This is a genomic window from Marinobacterium aestuarii, assembly GCF_001651805.1.
Taxonomy (GTDB): Bacteria; Pseudomonadota; Gammaproteobacteria; order Pseudomonadales; family Balneatricaceae; genus Marinobacterium_A; species Marinobacterium_A aestuarii.
Map to the genome: position 1 here is coordinate 5090912 of NZ_CP015839.1, position 19214 is coordinate 5110125.

At 60.6% G+C, this 19214-nt stretch carries 16 protein-coding genes; 11 read left to right on the plus strand and 5 right to left on the minus strand.

All coding sequences use genetic code 11. From position 1 onward, the window contains the following. Positions 1-134: 134 nt before the first annotated feature. Positions 135-737, minus strand: a complete 603-nt coding sequence (locus A8C75_RS22390) for a c-type cytochrome (RefSeq protein WP_067386704.1) — start codon at positions 735-737, stop codon at positions 135-137. 198 nt (positions 738-935) lie between these two features. Here A8C75_RS22390 and yihA point away from each other — a divergent pair, with 198 nt between their 5' ends. Continuing rightward, positions 936-1619, plus strand: a complete 684-nt coding sequence (yihA, locus tag A8C75_RS22395) for a ribosome biogenesis GTP-binding protein YihA/YsxC (protein WP_067386706.1) — start codon at positions 936-938, stop codon at positions 1617-1619. A 238-nt stretch (positions 1620-1857) separates the two neighbouring features. On the opposite strand, the gene polA is transcribed toward yihA, so the two are convergent. Beyond that, positions 1858-4620 carry a DNA polymerase I gene (gene polA / locus A8C75_RS22400; RefSeq protein ID WP_067386708.1) on the minus strand — a complete coding sequence of 921 codons (2763 nt, stop codon included), beginning with the start codon at positions 4618-4620 and terminating at the stop codon, positions 1858-1860. A 93-nt stretch (positions 4621-4713) separates the two neighbouring features. On the opposite strand from polA, the gene A8C75_RS22405 reads away from it, so the two are divergent. From A8C75_RS22405 to uvrD, 3 genes are all read left to right on the plus strand, one after another. Then, a complete protein-coding gene (locus A8C75_RS22405; RefSeq protein WP_067386710.1) occupies positions 4714-4992 on the plus strand; it encodes a DUF2782 domain-containing protein in 279 nt (92 codons plus the stop codon). A 4-nt stretch (positions 4993-4996) separates the two neighbouring features. Then, entirely contained in the window at positions 4997-5974 is a 978-nt protein-coding gene (locus tag A8C75_RS22410) for a homoserine kinase (protein ID WP_067386711.1), read from the plus strand. A gap of 132 nt (positions 5975-6106) precedes the next feature. After that, positions 6107-8326 (plus strand): DNA helicase II, encoded by a 2220-nt coding sequence (gene uvrD / locus A8C75_RS22415; RefSeq protein WP_067386713.1) that lies wholly within the window; start codon positions 6107-6109, stop codon positions 8324-8326. A 25-nt stretch (positions 8327-8351) separates the two neighbouring features. Here the strand turns inward: uvrD and A8C75_RS22420 are convergent, their stop codons facing one another. Further along, positions 8352-9206, minus strand: coding sequence for a class I SAM-dependent methyltransferase (locus A8C75_RS22420; RefSeq protein ID WP_067386715.1), 855 nt, complete (start codon positions 9204-9206; stop codon positions 8352-8354). A 119-nt stretch (positions 9207-9325) separates the two neighbouring features. Then, positions 9326-9724, minus strand: coding sequence for an acyl-CoA thioesterase (locus tag A8C75_RS22425; protein WP_067386717.1), 399 nt, complete (start codon positions 9722-9724; stop codon positions 9326-9328). Positions 9725-9920: 196 nt separating this feature from the next. Here A8C75_RS22425 and A8C75_RS22430 point away from each other — a divergent pair, with 196 nt between their 5' ends. The 5 genes from A8C75_RS22430 to phoU all read left to right on the plus strand — a co-directional run bounded on the left by A8C75_RS22430 (position 9921) and on the right by phoU (position 16737). Then, positions 9921-10892: a PstS family phosphate ABC transporter substrate-binding protein gene (locus A8C75_RS22430; protein ID WP_067386719.1), complete on the plus strand. Its 972-nt coding sequence runs from the start codon at positions 9921-9923 to the stop codon at positions 10890-10892. A gap of 176 nt (positions 10893-11068) precedes the next feature. Next, the gene (locus tag A8C75_RS22435) at positions 11069-13345 is read left to right on the plus strand and encodes an ABC transporter permease subunit (RefSeq protein WP_067386721.1); all 2277 of its coding nucleotides are present in this window, start codon (positions 11069-11071) and stop codon (positions 13343-13345) included. A gap of 23 nt (positions 13346-13368) precedes the next feature. Beyond that, positions 13369-15057, plus strand: a complete 1689-nt coding sequence (gene pstA / locus A8C75_RS22440; protein WP_193788206.1) for a phosphate ABC transporter permease PstA — start codon at positions 13369-13371, stop codon at positions 15055-15057. 38 nt (positions 15058-15095) lie between these two features. Next, a complete protein-coding gene (gene pstB / locus A8C75_RS22445; protein ID WP_067386724.1) occupies positions 15096-15929 on the plus strand; it encodes a phosphate ABC transporter ATP-binding protein PstB in 834 nt (277 codons plus the stop codon). Between the two features lie 55 nt (positions 15930-15984). Continuing rightward, a complete protein-coding gene (phoU, locus tag A8C75_RS22450) occupies positions 15985-16737 on the plus strand; it encodes a phosphate signaling complex protein PhoU (RefSeq protein WP_067386726.1) in 753 nt (250 codons plus the stop codon). Positions 16738-16967: 230 nt separating this feature from the next. On the opposite strand, the gene A8C75_RS22455 is transcribed toward phoU, so the two are convergent. Then, positions 16968-17546 (minus strand): DUF1415 domain-containing protein, encoded by a 579-nt coding sequence (locus A8C75_RS22455; protein WP_067386728.1) that lies wholly within the window; start codon positions 17544-17546, stop codon positions 16968-16970. 105 nt (positions 17547-17651) lie between these two features. Here A8C75_RS22455 and A8C75_RS22460 point away from each other — a divergent pair, with 105 nt between their 5' ends. Both A8C75_RS22460 and ubiA read left to right on the plus strand, forming a co-directional pair. Then, positions 17652-18215: a chorismate--pyruvate lyase family protein gene (locus A8C75_RS22460; protein WP_067386730.1), complete on the plus strand. Its 564-nt coding sequence runs from the start codon at positions 17652-17654 to the stop codon at positions 18213-18215. A gap of 5 nt (positions 18216-18220) precedes the next feature. Next, complete coding sequence (gene ubiA / locus A8C75_RS22465) at positions 18221-19126, plus strand: 4-hydroxybenzoate octaprenyltransferase (protein ID WP_067386732.1); 906 nt, start codon at positions 18221-18223, stop codon at positions 19124-19126. Positions 19127-19214 lie beyond the last annotated feature (88 nt).

Genomic DNA, 19214 nt, shown 5'->3' on the forward strand with positions numbered 1-19214 from the left:
ACCAAAGTTCACTGTGGCACTACAAGTACTCGACTCTCGCCAGGCCCCGCCAATGGCCACTTGCCGGTACGGATCTCCAAGACAACAAAGGCAGCCTAAGCTGCCTTAACAAAACCCTGGCTGAACGCAGAAGATCAGTGCAGACCCTGAACGTAAGCAGCAACGGCCTTGATCTCGGTGTCGCTGAGCTTGGCTGCGATGTCACGCATCATGCCATTGGGGTCATTCGCGCGCGCGCCATCGCGAAATGCCTTCAGCTGCTTCTCAACATAGACGGCGTGCTGGCCGCTCAGCGCCGGGAAGCCGGCCGAGTCGACACCGGTACCATTGGGCGAATGGCAGGCGGTGCAGGCAGCAACGCCCTTGTCTTTCAGACCGGCGCGGTAAATCTGCTGACCCGCAGCGACCTGATCTTCCGGCGTCTGACCAATTTGTACTTTCTGGCTGGCAAAGTAGGCTGAAATGTCGGCGAGATCCTGATCGCTGTAACCGCCCAGCAATCCGGTCATTTCAACAACTTGGCGGGAACCGGCCTTGATTTCCTTGAGCTGCTTGAGCAAATAGGCTTCGTTCTGCCCGGCCAGCTTGGGGAAGTTCGGTACGGCACTGTTGCCGTCGGCGCTATGGCAAGCGGCGCACACAGCCGTATTGGCCTTGCCGGCAGCGGCATCACCTGCGGCCTGAGCTACGCCCGAAATTCCAAAGGTCACCAGTAAGCTGATCAGTAGTTTATTCATCGACTAGCCCAGACTCTTGCTTGATAAAGTTTGAGTCTACCCCGGCGCACCGGCGTAAACTTGCATTCAGTGTATCGCCTTGACTGGCAGTTATACGCAGCCACAGGTAAAATTTGGCGGCATTATAACCAATACCCACATAAACTGGAACGGATACAATCTGTTCTGCCGCCGACCAAGGCACCAAAGCGAGCCTCTATGCCCACCTCTGATACGCCCATCAAGTACAACAGCGCCGTTTTCAACACCAGTGCGGCTCGCCTGAGCCAGTGCCCGGAAGACGCAGGCGCCGAGGTTGCTTTTGCCGGCCGTTCCAATGCTGGCAAGTCCAGTGCAATCAATACCCTGACCAACAATTCCAAGCTGGCCCGCACCTCGAAAACACCGGGGCGCACGCAGCTGATCAACTTCTTTGACCTGAATGTTCCGGGTACGCGCATCGTCGACCTGCCCGGTTATGGCTATGCCAAGGTACCGGTGGCCATGAAGGAGCACTGGCAGAAGCACCTTGATGCCTATCTGCAGAAACGCGGCTGCCTGCGTGGCGTGGTGCTGGTAATGGATATTCGCCACCCCATGAAGGAGTTCGACGAAATGATGGTGGGCTGGTGTGAATCCACCGGCATGCAGCTGCATGTACTGCTGACCAAGGCCGACAAGCTCAAGCGCGGTCCGGCCCAGAGCACCCTGCTCAGCGTGCGCAAGGAGCTCAAGGCTCGCCTGGGCGACAACGTCAGCGTCCAGACCTTCTCGGCACTGAAGAAAAGCGGCATCGAGCAACTGCACAGCCGCCTCAACGGCTGGCTGCAGCTCGACTCAATCGACGCTGATGCCGCCGATTTTGATGCTGACTACGATGATGACCTGGACGACGACGCCTGAGCGCACAGGTAACAGGAACAGAAGCACAAAAAGAAGCCCTGCAACTGGCTGGAAGGGGAATTACAGACAGCTGTAGGGCTTCAACGCATGCTTCTTATGTCAGAGATCACTACCATGGCACAGACAAATGTGAAAATGTGACTCTGCGTATCGGTTGATTCTGCCAGGAACCGAAAGTTCCGGCGCGGCCAGAAGTTATTCTCTGAACCGCCCCTGAATGCCCCTTCCCGACAGCCGACTAGTGTGCTTCGTCCCAGTGCAGGCCGACGCCCGCTTCCACCAGCAGGGGCACATCCAGCTTCGCCGCCGCGGCCATGCGCGCCTTCACTTCCGGCACGAAAGCATCGACCAGATCCTCCCGCACCTCGAACACCAGCTCATCGTGCACCTGCATGATGACGCGGACATCCAGCCCCGCATCATCCAGCCACTGCGCCACCTGCACCATGGCACGCTTGATAATGTCCGCCGCCGTACCCTGCATGGGCGCGTTGATGGCCGTGCGTTCAGCCCCCTGACGGCGCATGCCATTGCTGGCATTGATTTCCGGCAGATAGAGCCGGCGTCCGAACACCGTCTCGACGTAACCCTGGGCCCGCGCCTTCTCGCGAATGTCATCCATGTAGCGCTGCACACCCGGGTAGGTCGCAAAATAATGATCGATGTACTGCTGCGCTTCATTGCGGCCTATGCCGAGCTGCTTGCCCAGACCGAAGGCCGACATGCCGTAGATCAGGCCGAAGTTGATGGCCTTGGCGCTGCGCCGCTGCTCGATACTGACCTGATCCAGTGCAACCTTGAACACTTCCGCCGCCGTGGCGCGATGAATGTCCTCACCCTTGGCGAAAGCACTCAGCAGCCCCGGGTCCTGCGACAGGTGCGCCATGATGCGCAGCTCGATCTGGGAATAATCCGCCGCCACCAGGCGATAACCCTCGGGCGCAATAAAAGCCTGACGAATACGCCGCCCCTCGGCACTGCGAATCGGGATGTTCTGCAGGTTCGGATCGGTGGACGACAGCCGTCCGGTGGCGGTAATGGCCTGATGGTAAGACGTATGAATGCGGCCGGTGGTCGGATTGATCATCAGCGGCAGCTTGTCGGTATAGGTGGACTTGAGCTTGCTCAGACCCCGGTGCTCCAGAATCAGCTTGGGCAGCGGGTAATCCAGCGCCAGCTCCTGCAGCACTTCCTCGGCGGTCGAGGGCGCGCCCTTGGGGGTCTTTTTCAGTATCGGCAGCTTCTGTTCCTCATAGAAAATCTGCTGCAGCTGCTTGGGGGAACTGAGGTTGAATGGCCGCCCCGCCAGCTCGAACGCCTCGCGTTCCAGCGTCACCAGGCGCTCGCCGATCTCCACGCTCTGCTTGCCCAGCAAGTTGGCATCCACCAGGGCCCCGTTGCGCTCAATGCGGGACAGCACCGGAATCAGCGGCTTTTCGATTTCCTCGAAGACCTGCAGCAGCGAGCCTTCTTCGCTCAGGCGGGCATGCAGCACCTGGTGCAGCCGCAGGGTGATATCGGCATCTTCGGCGGCATAAGGCGCTGCCTGCTCCAGCGCGATCTGGTTGAAGGTCAGCTGTTTCTTGCCCTTGCCGGCGATGTCCTCGAAGTGCACCGTCTGCTGTCCCAGATAAAGATCGGCCAGGCTGTCCATGTCATGGCGCGTTACCACTGAGTTGAGTACATAGGACTCCAGCATGGTATCGAAGGCCACCCCCTGGAGTTTGATGCCGTAGCGCGCCAGCACATTCATGTCGTACTTGATGTGCTGGCCGACCTTGGCAAGACTGGCATCTTCCAGCAGCGGCTTGAGCTGGGCCAGCACGGCGGCGCGATCGAGCTGCTCCGGTGCGCCCACATAGTCGTGGGCCAGGGGCACATAGGCCGCACGGCCAGGTTCAATGGCAAAAGACACACCCACCAGCTCCGCCTGCATGGAATCCAGACTGGTCGTTTCGGTATCAAAGGCAAACAGGCTTGAAGCCTTGAGCGCGCTGACCCAGCGGTCCAGATCCGCCTGTTCCAGCAAGGTTTCGTATTCGATCTGAGAGGGTTCTGTGGCCACAGTGCCCGCCGTGGCATCGGCAGCGGCCTGCGCTATGCTCTGTGCCCGCGACGAGGTGCCCAGTTCCTGAATCCAGCTGCGAAACGAAAAGCGGCCAAACAGCTCCTGCAGCTTTTCATTGTCCGGCGTCGGCAGGCCAAAGTCGGTGACGCCCTGATCCAGCTCGACATCGGTCTTGATGGTCGCCAGCAGGTACGAAAGCTCCGCCGCTTCGCGGTTTTCCTGCAGCTTCTTGGCCATGGTCTTGGCACCGCGAAAACCCAGGGTGGCAATCTTGTCGAGATTTTCATAAAGCGCGGCTATGCCGCCAATACCCTGCAACAGCCCCAGCGCCGTTTTCTCTCCCACCCCCGGCACGCCAGGAATGTTGTCGACCTTGTCGCCCATGAGCGCCAGCAGGTCGATTACCAGTTCCGGGGGAATACCGTATTTTTCCTGCACCCCGGCGGCATCCATGCGCACATCGTTCATGGTGTTGATCAGGGTCACATGTTCGTCCACCAGCTGCGCCATATCCTTGTCCCCGGTGGAGATAAGCGTACTCATGGCCTGGGCGCTGGCCTGACGCGCCAGAGTGCCGATCACATCATCGGCCTCGACCCCGTCCACCATCAGCAGGGGCAGGCCCATGGCACGGATGATGTCGTGAATCGGCTCTATCTGCAGCCGCAGGTCATCGGGCATGGATGGCCGCTGGGCCTTGTACTCGGCAAACAGCTCGTCCCTGAAGGTTTTGCCCTTGGCGTCGAACACCACCACCACCGGGCTTTTCGGGTACTGCTTGATCAGGCTGCGCAGCATCGAGGTCACCACCCGCACCGCGCCCGTCGGAAAGCCCTCTTTGGTGCGCATGTCGGCCTGCTGGGAAGCAAAGAATGCACGGTATAAATAGGAAGAGCCGTCGACTAGAATGAGGGATGGGTGTTGCTCGCTCATAGCGGTATCCATGATTGTTAGTGCCGGGGGATAGTGTCAGGGCTGACAATCATATTAAATATGCCGCAGCCAACCAACGAATATGGAAATATGATGAAAAAACTGCTGTTGCTCGCCAGCCTTCTGCTGGTGCCGCCGGCGCAGGCGGAGACATTGCCGGAGTTCGGGCAAGACGCCCCGCAAATCACCATTCGCCATAACGACGAACGCGCCTTTTACGAATACCGCGTCAACGGTGTGCTGAAAGAGGTCAAGGTGGTTCCCAAAGTCGGGAAGCCCTATTATCTGGTGCCGGTCGAGGGTAGCGGTGAATTCAGCCGCTTCGAAGAATCCTCCCTGCTAATCCCCAAATGGGTCATCTTCAGCTGGTAATATTGTGGCGGTATATACAGAAGTAACTGCTCAGGACCTCAACCGCCTGCTGGCCGACTTTGATCTCGGCACGCTGGTCGCCCACAAGGGTATAGAAGGCGGTATAGAAAACACTAACTATTTTGTCACGCTTAAAAGCCCTGCCGGCCTCGAACAGGAGTTTGTCCTGACACTGTTCGAAGAATTTACGCTGGATGAAATGCCCTTTTTCGTCGAGCTGACCTGCTGGCTGGCCGAGCGCGGCAGCCCGGTGCCCGCACCCTTCAAGGACCGTGACGGCATTGCCCTGAAGCAACTGCACGGCCGCCCGGCGCTGCTGCTGCCGCGCTTTGGTGGCCAGCATGTGTCCCAGACAGAACTCAGCCCGGCGCACTGCAGCTCCGCTGGTGCAGCCCTGGCCCAGTTGCATCTGGCCGGCTCCGAGTTCTATCTGCACCGCCAGGCCCACCGCGGCGTCTTCTGGTGGCGCCGCGAGAGCCAGCAGATTGCTCGCCTGTTGCCGGAAGATGAAGCCCAGCTGCTCAGCACCGAAGTGCGTAACTTCGATGCCCTGCGTGCAGCCAAACTGGATCTGCCCATGGGCGTGATCCATGGTGACCTCTTTCACGACAACGCGCTCTTCAATGGCACCGACGTGAGCGCCATTCTGGATGTCTACAACGCCGCCACTGCCTATCTGCTGTACGATCTGGCGATAGTGGCCAACGACTGGTGCACCAAGCCAGACGGCAGCATAGACACTGAACGTGAAGCTGCCCTGCTGCAGGCTTACAACGCTGTACGGCCGTTCACCGACGACGAGCGTCAGGTCTGGTCACAGCTGACCCGCACCGCCGCCATGCGTTTCTGGCTCTCGCGCCTGATTCCCTGGCTGGGTATCGAACAGGCCGGGCGCCAGGGCGTTGAAATGAAGCTCAAGAACCCCGACGAGCTCAAGCGCATTCTGCTGCACCGCATAGAACAGCCTTCGCAGCTGCCCTGAATCAGGGCGGCAGCCAATCGTAGTCGTTCGGGTTATACTGGACGTCCATACAGCCCTTTATCTTCCCGGGGTCGCCCGCGACTAACGCGCAGACGGCCCCGAGATCAACCGCAGAGCCCGATTGTTGCCGCCATGGATTTAACCCCGATTCTTGACTCACTCAACGATGCCCAGCGCGAAGCGGTCTCTGCACCTGTGCAGAATCTGCTGGTGCTGGCCGGTGCCGGCTCCGGCAAAACCCGCGTGCTGGTGCACCGCATTGCCTGGCTGATCCAGGTCGAGGACATCTCGCCCTACTCGATCATGGCGGTGACCTTTACCAACAAGGCCGCGCGGGAAATGCGCGGGCGTATCGAAGAACTGCTGGGACTCAACCCCCACGGCATGTGGGTGGGCACCTTCCACGGCCTGGCGCACCGCCTGCTGCGCTCGCACTGGCGCGATGCCGGCCTGCCGGACAACTTCCAGATCATGGACAGCGACGACCAGCTGCGCCTGATCAAGCGTCTGGCCAAGGAAATGAACCTGGACGAACAGCGCTGGCCGGCGCGACAGTTCCAGTGGTTTATTAACGCCCAGAAAGACGAAGGCCTGCGTGCGCGCCACATAGAGCCCTCCAACGACCCATTCCAGCGCACCATGCTGAATATCTACGTAGCCTACGAACAGGCCTGCGAGCGTGGCGGCATGATCGATTTCGGCGAACTGCTGCTGCGCAGTCTTGAGCTGCTGCGCGATCGCTCGCCGGCGCTGCTCAAGCACTACCAGGAGCGTTTTCGCTACCTGCTGGTGGATGAGTTTCAGGACACCAACGCCATCCAGTACGCCTGGCTGCGCCTGCTCTGTGGCACAGAGCGCAAGCTGATGGCCGTCGGCGACGATGACCAGTCGATCTATGGCTGGCGCGGCGCCCGCATCGAGAATATCCAGAACCTGCCGGAACACTTCCCCGGCACCACGACCATCAAGCTGGAGCAGAACTACCGCTCCACCAAAAACATCCTGCAGGCGGCCAACGCCGTGATCGGCAATAACCAGGGGCGCCTTGGCAAGCAGCTCTGGACCGAAGGCAGCGATGGCGAGCTACTGTCGGTCTACTCGGCCTTCAATGAACAGGACGAAGCCAGCTTTATTGTCGGCCGCATCCAGCAGTGGGTACAGGACGGCAACCTGCGGGTCGACTCCGCCGTGCTGTACCGCTCCAACGCCCAGTCTCGTATTCTCGAGGAAATGCTCATCCGCGCAGGCGTGCCCTATCGCATCTACGGCGGACAGCGCTTCTACGACCGGCTGGAAATCAAGAACGCCCTGGCCTATCTGCGCCTGATGTCGAGCCGTCACAACGACACCGCCATGGAGCGCGTGATCAATGTACCGACCCGCGGCATAGGCACCCGTACCATCGAACTGCTGCGCCAGCACGCCCGCGAGCAGGAACTGAGCATGTGGCAGGCGGCCTGCGAAATTATCGAGCAGGGGCTGCTGCCAGCCCGTGCCGGCAATGCCCTGCGGGGCTTCCTTGAGCTGATCGACAGGCTCGATACTGAGACTCGGGATACCCAGCTGCACGAGCAGACCGAGCACATGATCAAGCACAGCGGTCTGGTACAGCATCACGAGAAGGAAAAGGGTGAAAAGGCACAGTCTCGCCTCGAAAACCTTGATGAGCTGATCACCGCTGCGCGCCAGTTTGCCGGCAGCTGGCAGGAAGATATCGACACCGAGGAAGGTGAAGCCCGCACGCCGCTGGTCGCCTTTCTCGATCAGGCGGCACTGGATGCCGGTGATGCCCAGGCCGACGAGCACCAGGACAGCGTGCAGATGATGACACTGCACTCGGCCAAGGGGCTGGAGTTCCCGCTGGTGTTCCTGGCGGGGATGGAAGAAGGTCTGTTCCCCCACAAGATGTCGATCGAGGAACCCGGCCGGCTCGAGGAAGAGCGTCGCCTGTGCTACGTCGGCATTACCCGGGCGAAGCAGAAACTGTATCTGACCTACGCTGAATCACGCCGCCTGCACGGCCAGGAAAACTTCAACCGCGCCTCGCGCTTTATCCAGGAAGTGCCGCCCGAGCTGATCGAGGAAGTGCGCCTCAATGCCCAGGTGCGCCGCCCGCTGACCGCCCGAAGCCCGAGCGAGCCCCTGTTTCAGGGCGGCGGTTCCTCACTGGCCAACGCCGAGGTGCCCGCCACCAACATTTCCCTGGGGCAGCGCGTCGGCCACGCCAAGTTTGGTGAAGGCATAGTGGTCAACTACGAAGGCTCTGGACCCAAGGCTCGAGTGCAGGTGAACTTTGATGACGAGGGTTCCAAGTGGCTGATGCTCGGCTACGCCAACCTGCAGCCGCTGTAAGAAACACAGTCTTCCGCGCTGCGTCCTACATAGCATCCAGCGCCGGTGTGACCTTGCGCAGCCACAGGCTGGTTTCCAGGGCTTCATCCGGCATTGGCAGCCCCGCCACAAAACTGTGCTGCAACTGGGGCTGCATGCGACTGGCGGCGTAATGGCTGGACCAGAGCGGTGTAGCAGCGCCGCTACTGAGCAACACCGCCACTGCCTGCTGTTCGTTGTACCCGCGCCAGTGCCACTGCTCGGGGTAGTCGTCGGGCAGCAGAATGTCATGAAAGTGCACCAGCACGCCGGCGGCCAAACGCGGCCAGACCCGGTTCAGCAACCAGTCGACATCGCTGCCCGGCAGCAGCAGATGGCTGGAATCAATAAAGAGTAGATCCCCCGCCTGCAGACGCTCGAACAGGGCCAAGTCTGCCTGCTGTACCGGCGTCGGGACCAGCGTCAGGTTCAGGGACTGGATATCGGCCCGCGGCGCCGGATCAATGCAGATCATTTCAGTATCCAGCCCCTCGTCCCGGCAGGCTTTGGCAAAGAAGCGCGTGGAATGACCTGACCCCACTTCAATAATCATCCGCGGACGTTGCAGCCGGGTCAGGCCGTAGGCGATGGCGCCATCCAGACGGGGAAACCAGCTCTGCTGCCAGCGTGGCAGCGGCGGCGGGGTATTACTGAAGCCCTGCAGCTGTGGCGCGAAGCTATCCAGTGCACTGAGCAACTGACTGAACTGCGGTTCATGGCGCGCCAGCAGAGTCTCCAGCGCAGGATAGGATGGCGTTGCGAGCGGCAGCTGGTCGGCGTAGCGATAGGGAATGAAATAGCCCTGGCGGCGCCATCCGAGCAAGGTCGACAGCGCCATCCTGAGTAGTTTTATACGTCGCATCTGTGTGCCATCTCCAAAGCGCAGGCCAAGCGGGGCCCTGTTAGTCCATCAAACCCCGACATTGTTCAGCTGGAGGTGCCACTCAAAGGTGAAACAGGCTCATTTAACGGCAAAGACGATTACTGCGTGGGCAGCGGGCGAATATGGCCGTGCTGATCGATGGCCACCTGGACGCATTCGGTTTCGGTCACCTTGCGCAGTTCCCGTCCATCCGGGCAACGACCCCAGACTTCAACCAGAATACGCGCCGAGCTGTTACCCAGTTCGACCACGCGGGTATAGAAGCTGAGAATGGTGCCGACCAGCACCGGCGAGAGAAAGTCCATGCTCCCCACCGACACCGTGGCAATACGGCCTTCAGCAATCTTGGCGGCGCGAATTTCCGCCGCCTCAACGGCCCGAGCCACCACCCAGCCGCCATAGACATCGCCAAACATGTTGGTTGCCTGACTGCTGGCCGGCAACTTGAGGCTCAGCTCGCCGTCGGGCAGCGGATTGTGCTCATCAACACTGGACATGATCTGTATTCCAACCTGTAATTTTTGGATGCACTTATTCGGATGCACAGAGTGTAATCTTCGCAGCTGCACAAATCACTACCTGCAGCGCGCCAGCCTCCCACTGCAATCCCTCCGCCCTCGCAGGCTGTCACATTAGTGTCATGGATCAGCCCTATAGTGACCGCTGACTCTTACAACTCTTCAGGAGCTAACCATGACACCGATGAAAAAGCTGCTCTCAGCCGTTGCCATCTCGGCAACCTGCCTGACTGCCAACGCCTCCGATCTGCTGGACCCCAACCTGCCGACATACGAAAAGGCTTCAGGCGTTTCCGGTAACCTGTCCAGCGTCGGTTCCGACACCCTGGCCAACCTGATGACCCTCTGGGCTGAAGAGTTCAAGCGTCTGTACCCCAACGTCAATATCCAGATTCAGGCCGCCGGCTCCTCAACTGCGCCGCCAGCCCTGACCGAAGGCACCTCCAACATAGGCCCCATGTCCCGCAAGATGAAGGACAAGGAACTGGAATCCTTCGAGCAGAAGTACGGCTACAAGCCGACCGCCGTTGCCGTGGCCATCGACGCCCTGGCCGTGTTCGCCCACAAGGACAACCCCATCGCCGGCCTGAGCATCGACCAGGTTGACGCCGTGTTCTCGTCGACCCGCAAGTGCGGCGCCTTTGATGACGTCACCAACTGGGGCCAGCTGGGCCTGGACGGTACTCTGGCCGACAAGAGCATCCAGCTGTTCGGTCGCAACTCAGTATCCGGCACCTACGGTTACTTCAAGGAAAAAGCGCTGTGCAAGGGCGACTTCCGCAACAACGTTAACGAACAGCCCGGCTCTGCCTCTGTTGTACAGTCTGTCTCCACCTCGCTGAACGGCCTGGGCTACTCCGGTATCGGCTACAAGACCGCTTCCGTACGTGCCCTGCCGCTGGCCAAGAAGGCCGGTGAAGAATTCGTTGAAGCCACTCCGGAAAACGCCATTACCGGCAAATACCCGCTGGCACGTTCGCTCTACGTTTACATCAACAAGAAGCCGGGTACCGACCTGCAGCCACTGGAGCGCGAGTTCCTCAAGCTGGTCATGTCCAAGTCCGGTCAGGAAGTGGTCGTGAAAGACGGCTACATCCCGCTGCCCGCCAAAGTTGTTGAAAAACAGATGGCTGACCTGGGCCTGTAACACAGTCTCCCCCGGTCGGTTTTAAGCCGCTACCGGAGCGACATGGGGTGTTACGAAATGCAGGGGTGCTGGCGACAGCATCCCTGCATTTTATTGTTCGCGGCATGTAACAAAAGCGTCACATAACTGCATTATTGTAGCCGCCGTATATTCAGGACTTCCGGGAACCGAGTGTCATGAGCAACGAAGCCACAGTTAGCGTACCCGAGCTCGACTTCAATACGCCCTCCGCCAGACGCAAGCGCAAGATGCGTGCGTTCAAGGACAAGGCTGCTACCTTGGGTATCAGCATCGGCGGCATCAGCGTTATCGTCGCTATTCTGCTGATTTTTTTCTATCTGCTGTATGAAGTAATGCCGCTGTTTCGTTCCGCCGCCGTCGAGCCCTGGCAGCAGAACGGCCAGGTCGTCAGCCCCTACCCGCTGCCGGGTCAGGGCAAGACCCTCTATCTGGCCATGGAAGAGCAGGCAGAGATTGGCCTGCGTCTGACCGATGCGGCCGAGGTGATCTTCTTTGACACCCGCAGCGGTGACATCGTCAGGCAGCAGTCGCTGGACCTGCCCGAAGGCGTATCCATCAGCAGCTTTGCCCTCATCTCCGACGCCCGTCGCCTGTTTGCGCTGGGTCTGAGCAACGGCAATGCCCTGGTACTGCGCCACGATTACAAGGCCTCCTACCCCGATGGCGTCCGCGTGCTGTCGCCGGAACTGGTCTATCCGCTGGGCACCGACCCCATCCCGATGGGCGACGGTCCGCTGGAACTGCTGACCGTTAACGGTGATGGCGACAACTGGCGCCTGATCGGCGGCAACGCCAGCAGCCTGACCCGCACCGATATCGAACTGAGCGAGAACTTCCTCAGTGGTGAAGTGGAAACCAGCATCGAAACAACCCGTCTGGCACAGCCCAACGTCAAGGCCACCAAGCTGTTGCTGATGCCGGATCGTCGCTGGCTGCTGATCGCCGCCCAGGGCGGCAAGCTCGCCGTGGCTGATCTGCAGGCACCGAATGACGCCAGCATCACCCAGATCATCAACGCCACCAATGGCGACATAGAAGCATTTGAACTGCTGCTGGGCGGCAACTCGCTGATGCTGGCCGACAGCAAGGGCCGCGTCTCCCAGTGGTTCCTGGTGCGTGATGAGCAGGGCAGCTGGCAGCTGACCCCCATTCGCAACTTCGACACCGATGGCGGCACCCTGTCGAGCTTTACCACCGAACATCGCCGCAAGGGCTTTGCCACCCTGGACAGCGAAGGCACTCTGAAACTGTTCAACACCACGGCGCAGCGCACGGTACTGAGCGAGAAGCTGCTCGACGGTCCCGCCAACCAGATCGCCTATGCACCACGCTCCAACGCCATGCTGCTGGAACGCAACGGTAACCTGAGCTTCTGGGCCATTCACAACGAGCACCCGGATATTTCCTGGACCGCGCTCTGGGACAAGGTCTGGTATGAGGGGTATGAAGAACCGGCCTACGTATGGCAGTCCTCCGCCGCCAACAATGACTTCGAGCCCAAATACAGCCTGATGCCACTGGCGTTCGGTACCCTCAAGGCCGCCTTCTACGCCATGCTGCTGGCCACCCCGCTGGCCATCTGCGGCGCCATCTACACTGCCTACTTCATGGCTCCGGGGCTGCGCCGCAAGGTAAAACCCGTGATCGAACTGATGGAAGCCCTGCCAACGGTCATTCTGGGCTTTCTGGCCGGACTCTGGCTGGCGCCCTTTATGGAGCTCAACCTGGCCGCGGTCTTCCTGATACTGCTGGTGGTCCCGGCATCGATCCTGGCCTTCGCCTTTGGCTGGGCGCAACTGCCCAATCGCATCCGCTTCCTGCTGCCCGATGGCTGGGATGCCGCCCTGCTGATTCCGGTGGTCATGCTGGGAACCTGGCTCAGCTTTGCACTGGCCAGCCCGGTTGAAAACCTGCTGTTCGGCGGCGACCTGCGCCTGTGGGTCAGCCAGACCATGGGCATCAGCTACGACCAGCGCAACGCTCTGGTGGTGGGTATCGCCATGGGCTTTGCCGTTATCCCGACCATCTTCTCGATCACCGAGGATGCCATCTTCGCGGTACCCAAGAGCCTGAGCTACGGCTCACTGGCGCTCGGTGCAACGCCCTGGCAAACGCTGGTGCGCGTGGTCATGCCGACCGCAAGCCCCGGTATCTTCTCGGCGGTGATGATCGGCATGGGCCGTGCGGTGGGTGAAACCATGATCGTACTCATGGCCACCGGCAACACCCCGATCATGGATGTAAACATCTTTGAGGGCATGCGTACCCTGGCCGCCAATATCGCGGTGGAAATGCCGGAGTCCGAAGTGGGCAGCACCCATTTCCGCATCCTGTTCCTGGCCGCCTTCGTTCTGTTCATGTTCACCTTTATGGTGAACACCCTGGCCGAGAGCATTCGCCAGCATCTGCGCCAGAAATATGGCTCTCTGTAATCGGGTGACTGAGGATTAATGTGATGAGAATTTCCGTTTCCGACTGGACCCGCTCCGGCTCCCCCTGGGTCTGGCTCAACGCCGGCGCCGTGGCCATCTGTATCATCATGGTACTGGGCCTGCTGGCCCTGATCGCCGTGCGCGGCCTGGGCCACTTCTGGCCCGCCGACGTGCTCAGCGCCAGCTACGAACAGAGCGGACAGCGCTCCGTGCTGGTGGGCGAACTGGTGGAGTCCGAGTTTGTACCCGCCGCCCAGCTGCGCGATTCCGGCGTCGATGTGCCCGCAGGCCTGGAACACATGAAACGCGACCTGTTCAAGGTCGGTAACCGCGATATCACCGGCGCCGACTTCGTCTGGGCGCTGGACGACCGCGTCACCGAACGCAGCTACCCGGCGATGATGTTTGTCGCCGAACGGCGCGAATGGGGCAACCTCTACGGTTATCTGCAGGCCATCAAGCAGGACGGCGAACTGGTCGCCCAGCATGACGGTTACGCTCCAGGCCCGGAATATGATGCGCTGTGGCAGGACTTTCAGCGTCGCATCAGCCGCGCCCAGGATCTGCATGCCCAGATTGAGGATATCCAGAAAGGCGTTATCGGCTCCATCAACTATGAACTGGAGCGCCTGCGCCTGAAGCAGCGCTCACTGGAGCTGAAAAACGTCACAGATCCGCAGCCCTATGCCGACATTGAAGCCAGGCGCAACGAGCTCGATGCCGAGTACGAAGTTCTGCAGGTACAGCTGCTGGAACTGAGCAATGCACTGAACCGCGACAGCTTCGTGGCCGAAGTAGCCGACGGTCGCAGCGTGGAAGTGCAGCTGTCCAAGGTTGTGCGCGCCTTCCTGCCCAACAGCATGCATCTGGGCGACAAGGTCGTGCACTACGCGGCCAAGATCTGGGAATTCATCGCCGATGATCCCCGTGAAGCCAACACCGAAGGCGGCATCTTCCCGGCCATCTACGGCACCGTCATGATGGTGCTGCTGATGTCCGTGATGGTGACGCCGTTCGGGGTTATCGCCGCGGTGTACCTGCGCGAATATGCCCGCCAGGGCTTCACCACCCGCGTGCTGCGCATCGCCGTCAACAACCTGGCTGGCGTGCCGTCCATCGTTTACGGCGTCTTTGGCCTGGGCTTTTTCGTCTACTTCCTGGGGGGCAACATCGATGACCTCTTCTTCGCTGAAGCCAAGCCCTCGCCAACCTTTGGTACCGGCGGCCTGATGTGGGCCTCCCTGACCCTGGCGCTGCTGACAGTACCGGTGGTGATCGTCGCCACCGAGGAAGGGCTGAGCCGTATCCCCCGCGCCGTACGTGAAGGCTCGCTGGCACTGGGCGCCACCAAGGCCGAAACCCTGTGGAAGGTGGTACTGCCCATGGCGAGCCCGGCCATCATGACCGGTGTTATCCTGGCCATTGCCCGCGCCGCCGGTGAAGTGGCGCCGCTGATGCTGGTGGGCGTGGTCAAGTTGGCACCGAGCCTGCCGCTGGACATGAACTACCCCTACCTGCACCTGGATCAGAAATTCATGCACCTGGGCTTCCACATCTATGATGTGGGTTTCCAGAGCCCGAACGTGGAAGCGGCCCGTCCGCTGGTTTATGCCACAGCGCTGCTGCTGGTGGTGGTCATCGCCCTGCTGAACTTCTCGGCCATCGCGATTCGCAACCACCTGCGCGAGAAGTACAAAGCGCTTGAAATGTAACGCCGGCCTGACGCGCTGACTTAACAAAGGTTTGAGACATGACTAGCAATATGAAATCCCATGCGATCGACATTTCCTCGCTCAAGCGCGACCCCCGTGTGCTGAACATGGACGACGAGGAAATCACCCTCAAGGTCAATGACCTGCGCCTGCGCTACGGCGACAAGGAAGCGCTGCACGGCATCAACATGCTGATCCCGAAGAACCGGGTCACCGCCTTTATAGGCCCGTCGGGTTGCGGCAAGTCGACACTGCTGCGCTGCTTCAACCGCATGAACGACCTGGTGGACGGCTGCCACATTGACGGCGAGATTCTGCTGGACGACAGCAACATCTACGGCCGCGGCGTGGATGTCGCCGAGCTGCGCCGTCGCGTTGGCATGGTATTCCAGAAGCCCAACCCCTTCCCCAAGTCCATCTACGAAAACGTCGCCTACGGCCTGCGCATTCAGGGCCTGAAGAAAAAGCGCCTGATTGATGAGACCGTGGAATGGGCGCTACGCTCCGCCGCCCTCTGGGACGAGGTCAAGGACCGGCTGCACGAAAGCGCACTGGGCATGTCCGGTGGTCAGCAGCAGCGTCTGGTCATCGCCCGCACCATCGCCGTGAAGCCCGAAGTCCTGCTGCTCGATGAGCCGGCATCGGCACTGGATCCGATCTCGACCCTGAAGATCGAGGAGCTGATCCATTCGCTGAAAAAGGATTTCACCATCGCCATCGTCACCCACAACATGCAGCAGGCCGCCCGCGTATCGGACTACACCGCTTTCATGTACATGGGCGACCTGATCGAGTTTGGCGTCACGGACACCCTCTTTACCAAGCCGGTGCAGAAGCAGACCGAAGACTACATCACCGGCCGTTACGGCTGATGCTGTTGCCCCTAACGATGCGATAACCCGAATAACCGCTACGGAGAAAGACACCGTGGAATATGAAAAAGACGGCTACAGCACCCACATTTCCCAGCAGTTCAACGAAGATCTGGAGCAGATCCGGACCGAACTGCTGACCATGGGCGGCATGGTGGAGCGCCAGGTGCAGGACAGCATCGAAGCCCTGCTGAACGGCGACAGCGATCTGGCCGAACGCTCACTGCGCGGCGACAAGCAGACCAACGACATGGAGCTGATGATCGACGAGCACTGCACCCGCATCATCGCCCGCCGCCAGCCCGCCGCCAGCGACCTGCGCATGATCATGGCGATCTCCCGCGCCGTGGTGGATCTGGAGCGTATCGGCGACGAATCGACCCGCATCTCGCGTCAGGCCATTGAGCTGGTGAAGGGGGGCGAGTCTCCCCGCGGCTACCAGGAAATTCGCCATATCGGCAGCCTGGTACGCGTCATGGTGCGCGATGTCCTGACCGCCTTTGCCCGCAGCGATATCAACCTGGCCTACCAGGTTGCCAAGCAGGACAAGGCCGTGGATCAGGAATACCGTTCAGCCATGCGCTCGCTGGCCACCTACATGATGGAAGACCCGCGCTCCATCAGCAGCGTGCTGAATGTGATCTGGGTGCTGCGCTCGCTCGAGCGTATCGGCGATCACGTCTGCAACCTGGCCGAGCATCTGGTCTATCTGGTCAGCGGCACAGACGTGCGTCATCAAAGCCTGCAGGAAATGCGTCGCACCGTGCGTGAAGAAACCGATGCCCCCGACGACGACGACGACACCTGAGTCGCGTCGCTCACAGGCACAGCATACAATGGCCGCGGTAGCCTAAAGCGCCGCGGCCATTGCCGTTAGGCCGCCGTTTATTAACCCAGCGGGTTAATGCATGAAGCAGGGATGCTTCATCATTGGCCGCAGGCCAATGCGAACACCATCAAAACCAGCATGTCCACGCACCTGCGCCCGTTTTGATGGCGTGACGGACAAATAGGGAGGGAACCTATTTGTCCGCCAGGTTAACAGCAGTAATCGGCGAAGGGCGGGAAGAGCCGGATCAGCCCCTCGCGGCCCAGCGCCCGCAGGTGGGCAATATTGCGCTCGGGGATGGCGTCCGGGTCGGGATAGTGCGCCAGCACGCGGCTCATCTGGCCTTCACGCAGCAGGTGAAACATCGGGTAGGGCGAGCGGTTGGTCCAGTGGCTGATATCGTCGGCCGGCACGCCACCAAAGCGATAGCGCGGATGGAAGCTGGCCAGCTGAAACACGCCCTCCAGCCCGGCCTCGGCGATCAGCGCCTCGCACTGCGCCAGCGCGTCCAGATAATCGTAGAAGTCACCCAGGGCTGTGGGCAGGATCAGCAGCGTGGTGGCAATCTCCTCTTCCGGCGCCTGCTGGATCAGGGCCAGTTCCTGCAGGAAATCACGGGCCACGGCCTCGGCGCTGCACGCCTGTGAAACCGCAAAACGCAGCTGCTCACGCTTGAGTACCGCCGCGGCAAAGGGGCACAGATTCTCCCCCACCACCATGACCTCAACCCAGCGCTCGGTCAGCGCACGTACCTGTTCGGCACTCAATTCTGTCGTCTTTTCGTTCATCGCGCGATGCTACCACAGCCTGGGCACGAAGATGTATGCCCGCGCCCGCTTGAGCCCAGCAACCTGAGTGCTAAGATAGGCCCCTTTCCTGGCCTGGAGCCTGCCGTGACACCCGCTCAAGCCCTGACTCGCAACCATTTCCCGGCCCGCTGGCGCGCCTTCAGGCGACCGTCCCGGCTGGCCGCACCGCAGCCCTGGCGCAACTGGCTGCAGGATCGCGGCAGCCTGACAAAGCGGCTGACACGGGCCAGCCACGGCCAGTTCAGTGTCCGGCTGGTGCGTCTGGGCTATGCCCGTCCGACCCGCTCCGAAGCTCGCGCTCTGGGCATGCCACCAAGGCGCCAGGCGCTGATCCGCGAGGTGCAGCTACTGGGCCAGGGTGAGCCCTGGGTCTATGCCCGCTCGGTGTTTCCCATCGATACCCTGTCTGGGCCCCAGCGTCAGCTCAGGGGCGTGGGCAGCCGCTCCCTGGGGACACTGCTGTTCAGCGACCTGTCGATGCAGCGCGAGCCACTGCAGATCGGCCAGCTGCGCCTGCACGGCAGCGACCCGCTCTGGGCCCGTCGTTCGGTGTTCCGGCTCGCCAACAAGCCCCTGCTGGTGTGCGAGGTGTTCCTGCCCGCGCTCCGGCACGTCGAATATCCCCGCTATCGGAGCCACAACGGATAACGCCCATGCATCAGCCACCCGCTAGCCAAAGTCTGTTCGAGCATCTGCGTGATCGCCTGGACGCCTATATCCAGCTGTCTCGGGTCAACAAGCCAATTGGCATCTACCTGTTGTTGTGGCCGACCTTCTGGGCCCTGTGGATAGCCGCCGACGGCGTGCCGCCACTCGACATACTGCTGATCTTTGCCGCAGGTGTGGTGCTGACCCGCGCCGGTGGCTGTGTTATCAATGACTTCGCCGACCGCAAGGTCGACGGCCATGTGAAACGCACCCAAGCGCGCCCGATACCCTCAGGCCGGGTCAGCAGCCGCGAGGCACTGTACCTGTTCGCCGTGCTGATGATACTGGCGTTCATACTGGTGCTCTATACCAACTACACCACTGTGCTGATGTCATTCGGCGGCCTGCTGCTGGCGTTTTGCTACCCCTTCATGAAGCGTTACACCCACCTGCCCCAAGTCGTGCTCGGCGCCGCCTTCTCCTGGGCCATCCCCATGGCCTTTACCGCGCTGGAAGCCGAACTGATGCCCAATGCCTGGCTGCTGTTTCTGGCCAATCTATTGTGGACCGTGGCCTACGATACCTACTACGCCATGGTGGATCGCGACGACGACCTCAAGATTGGCGTCAAGTCCACCGCCATTCTGTTCGGCGATGCGGACCGGCTGATCATTGGCCTGCTGCAGGGGCTGTCACTGCTGTGCCTGGTACTGGTGGGGCAAAACCTTGGCCTCGGTGCCTGGTACTACGGCGGTCTTGTCGCCGCTGCCGGATTTTTCGTCTACCAGGCCTGGCTCGCCCGCACACGGATGCGCGATGCCTGCTTTCGCGCCTTTCTCAACAACCACTATGCAGGTCTGGTGATCTTTATCGGCCTGGCAGCGGACTACGGACTGGGCACAGGTGCCTGATTGGCGACTTTTAGCTTGAAAAACCAACCAATAGGCGCTGATTACGGCCTTCGTCACATCTCTGTCATAATTTACGTTTGTAATGATG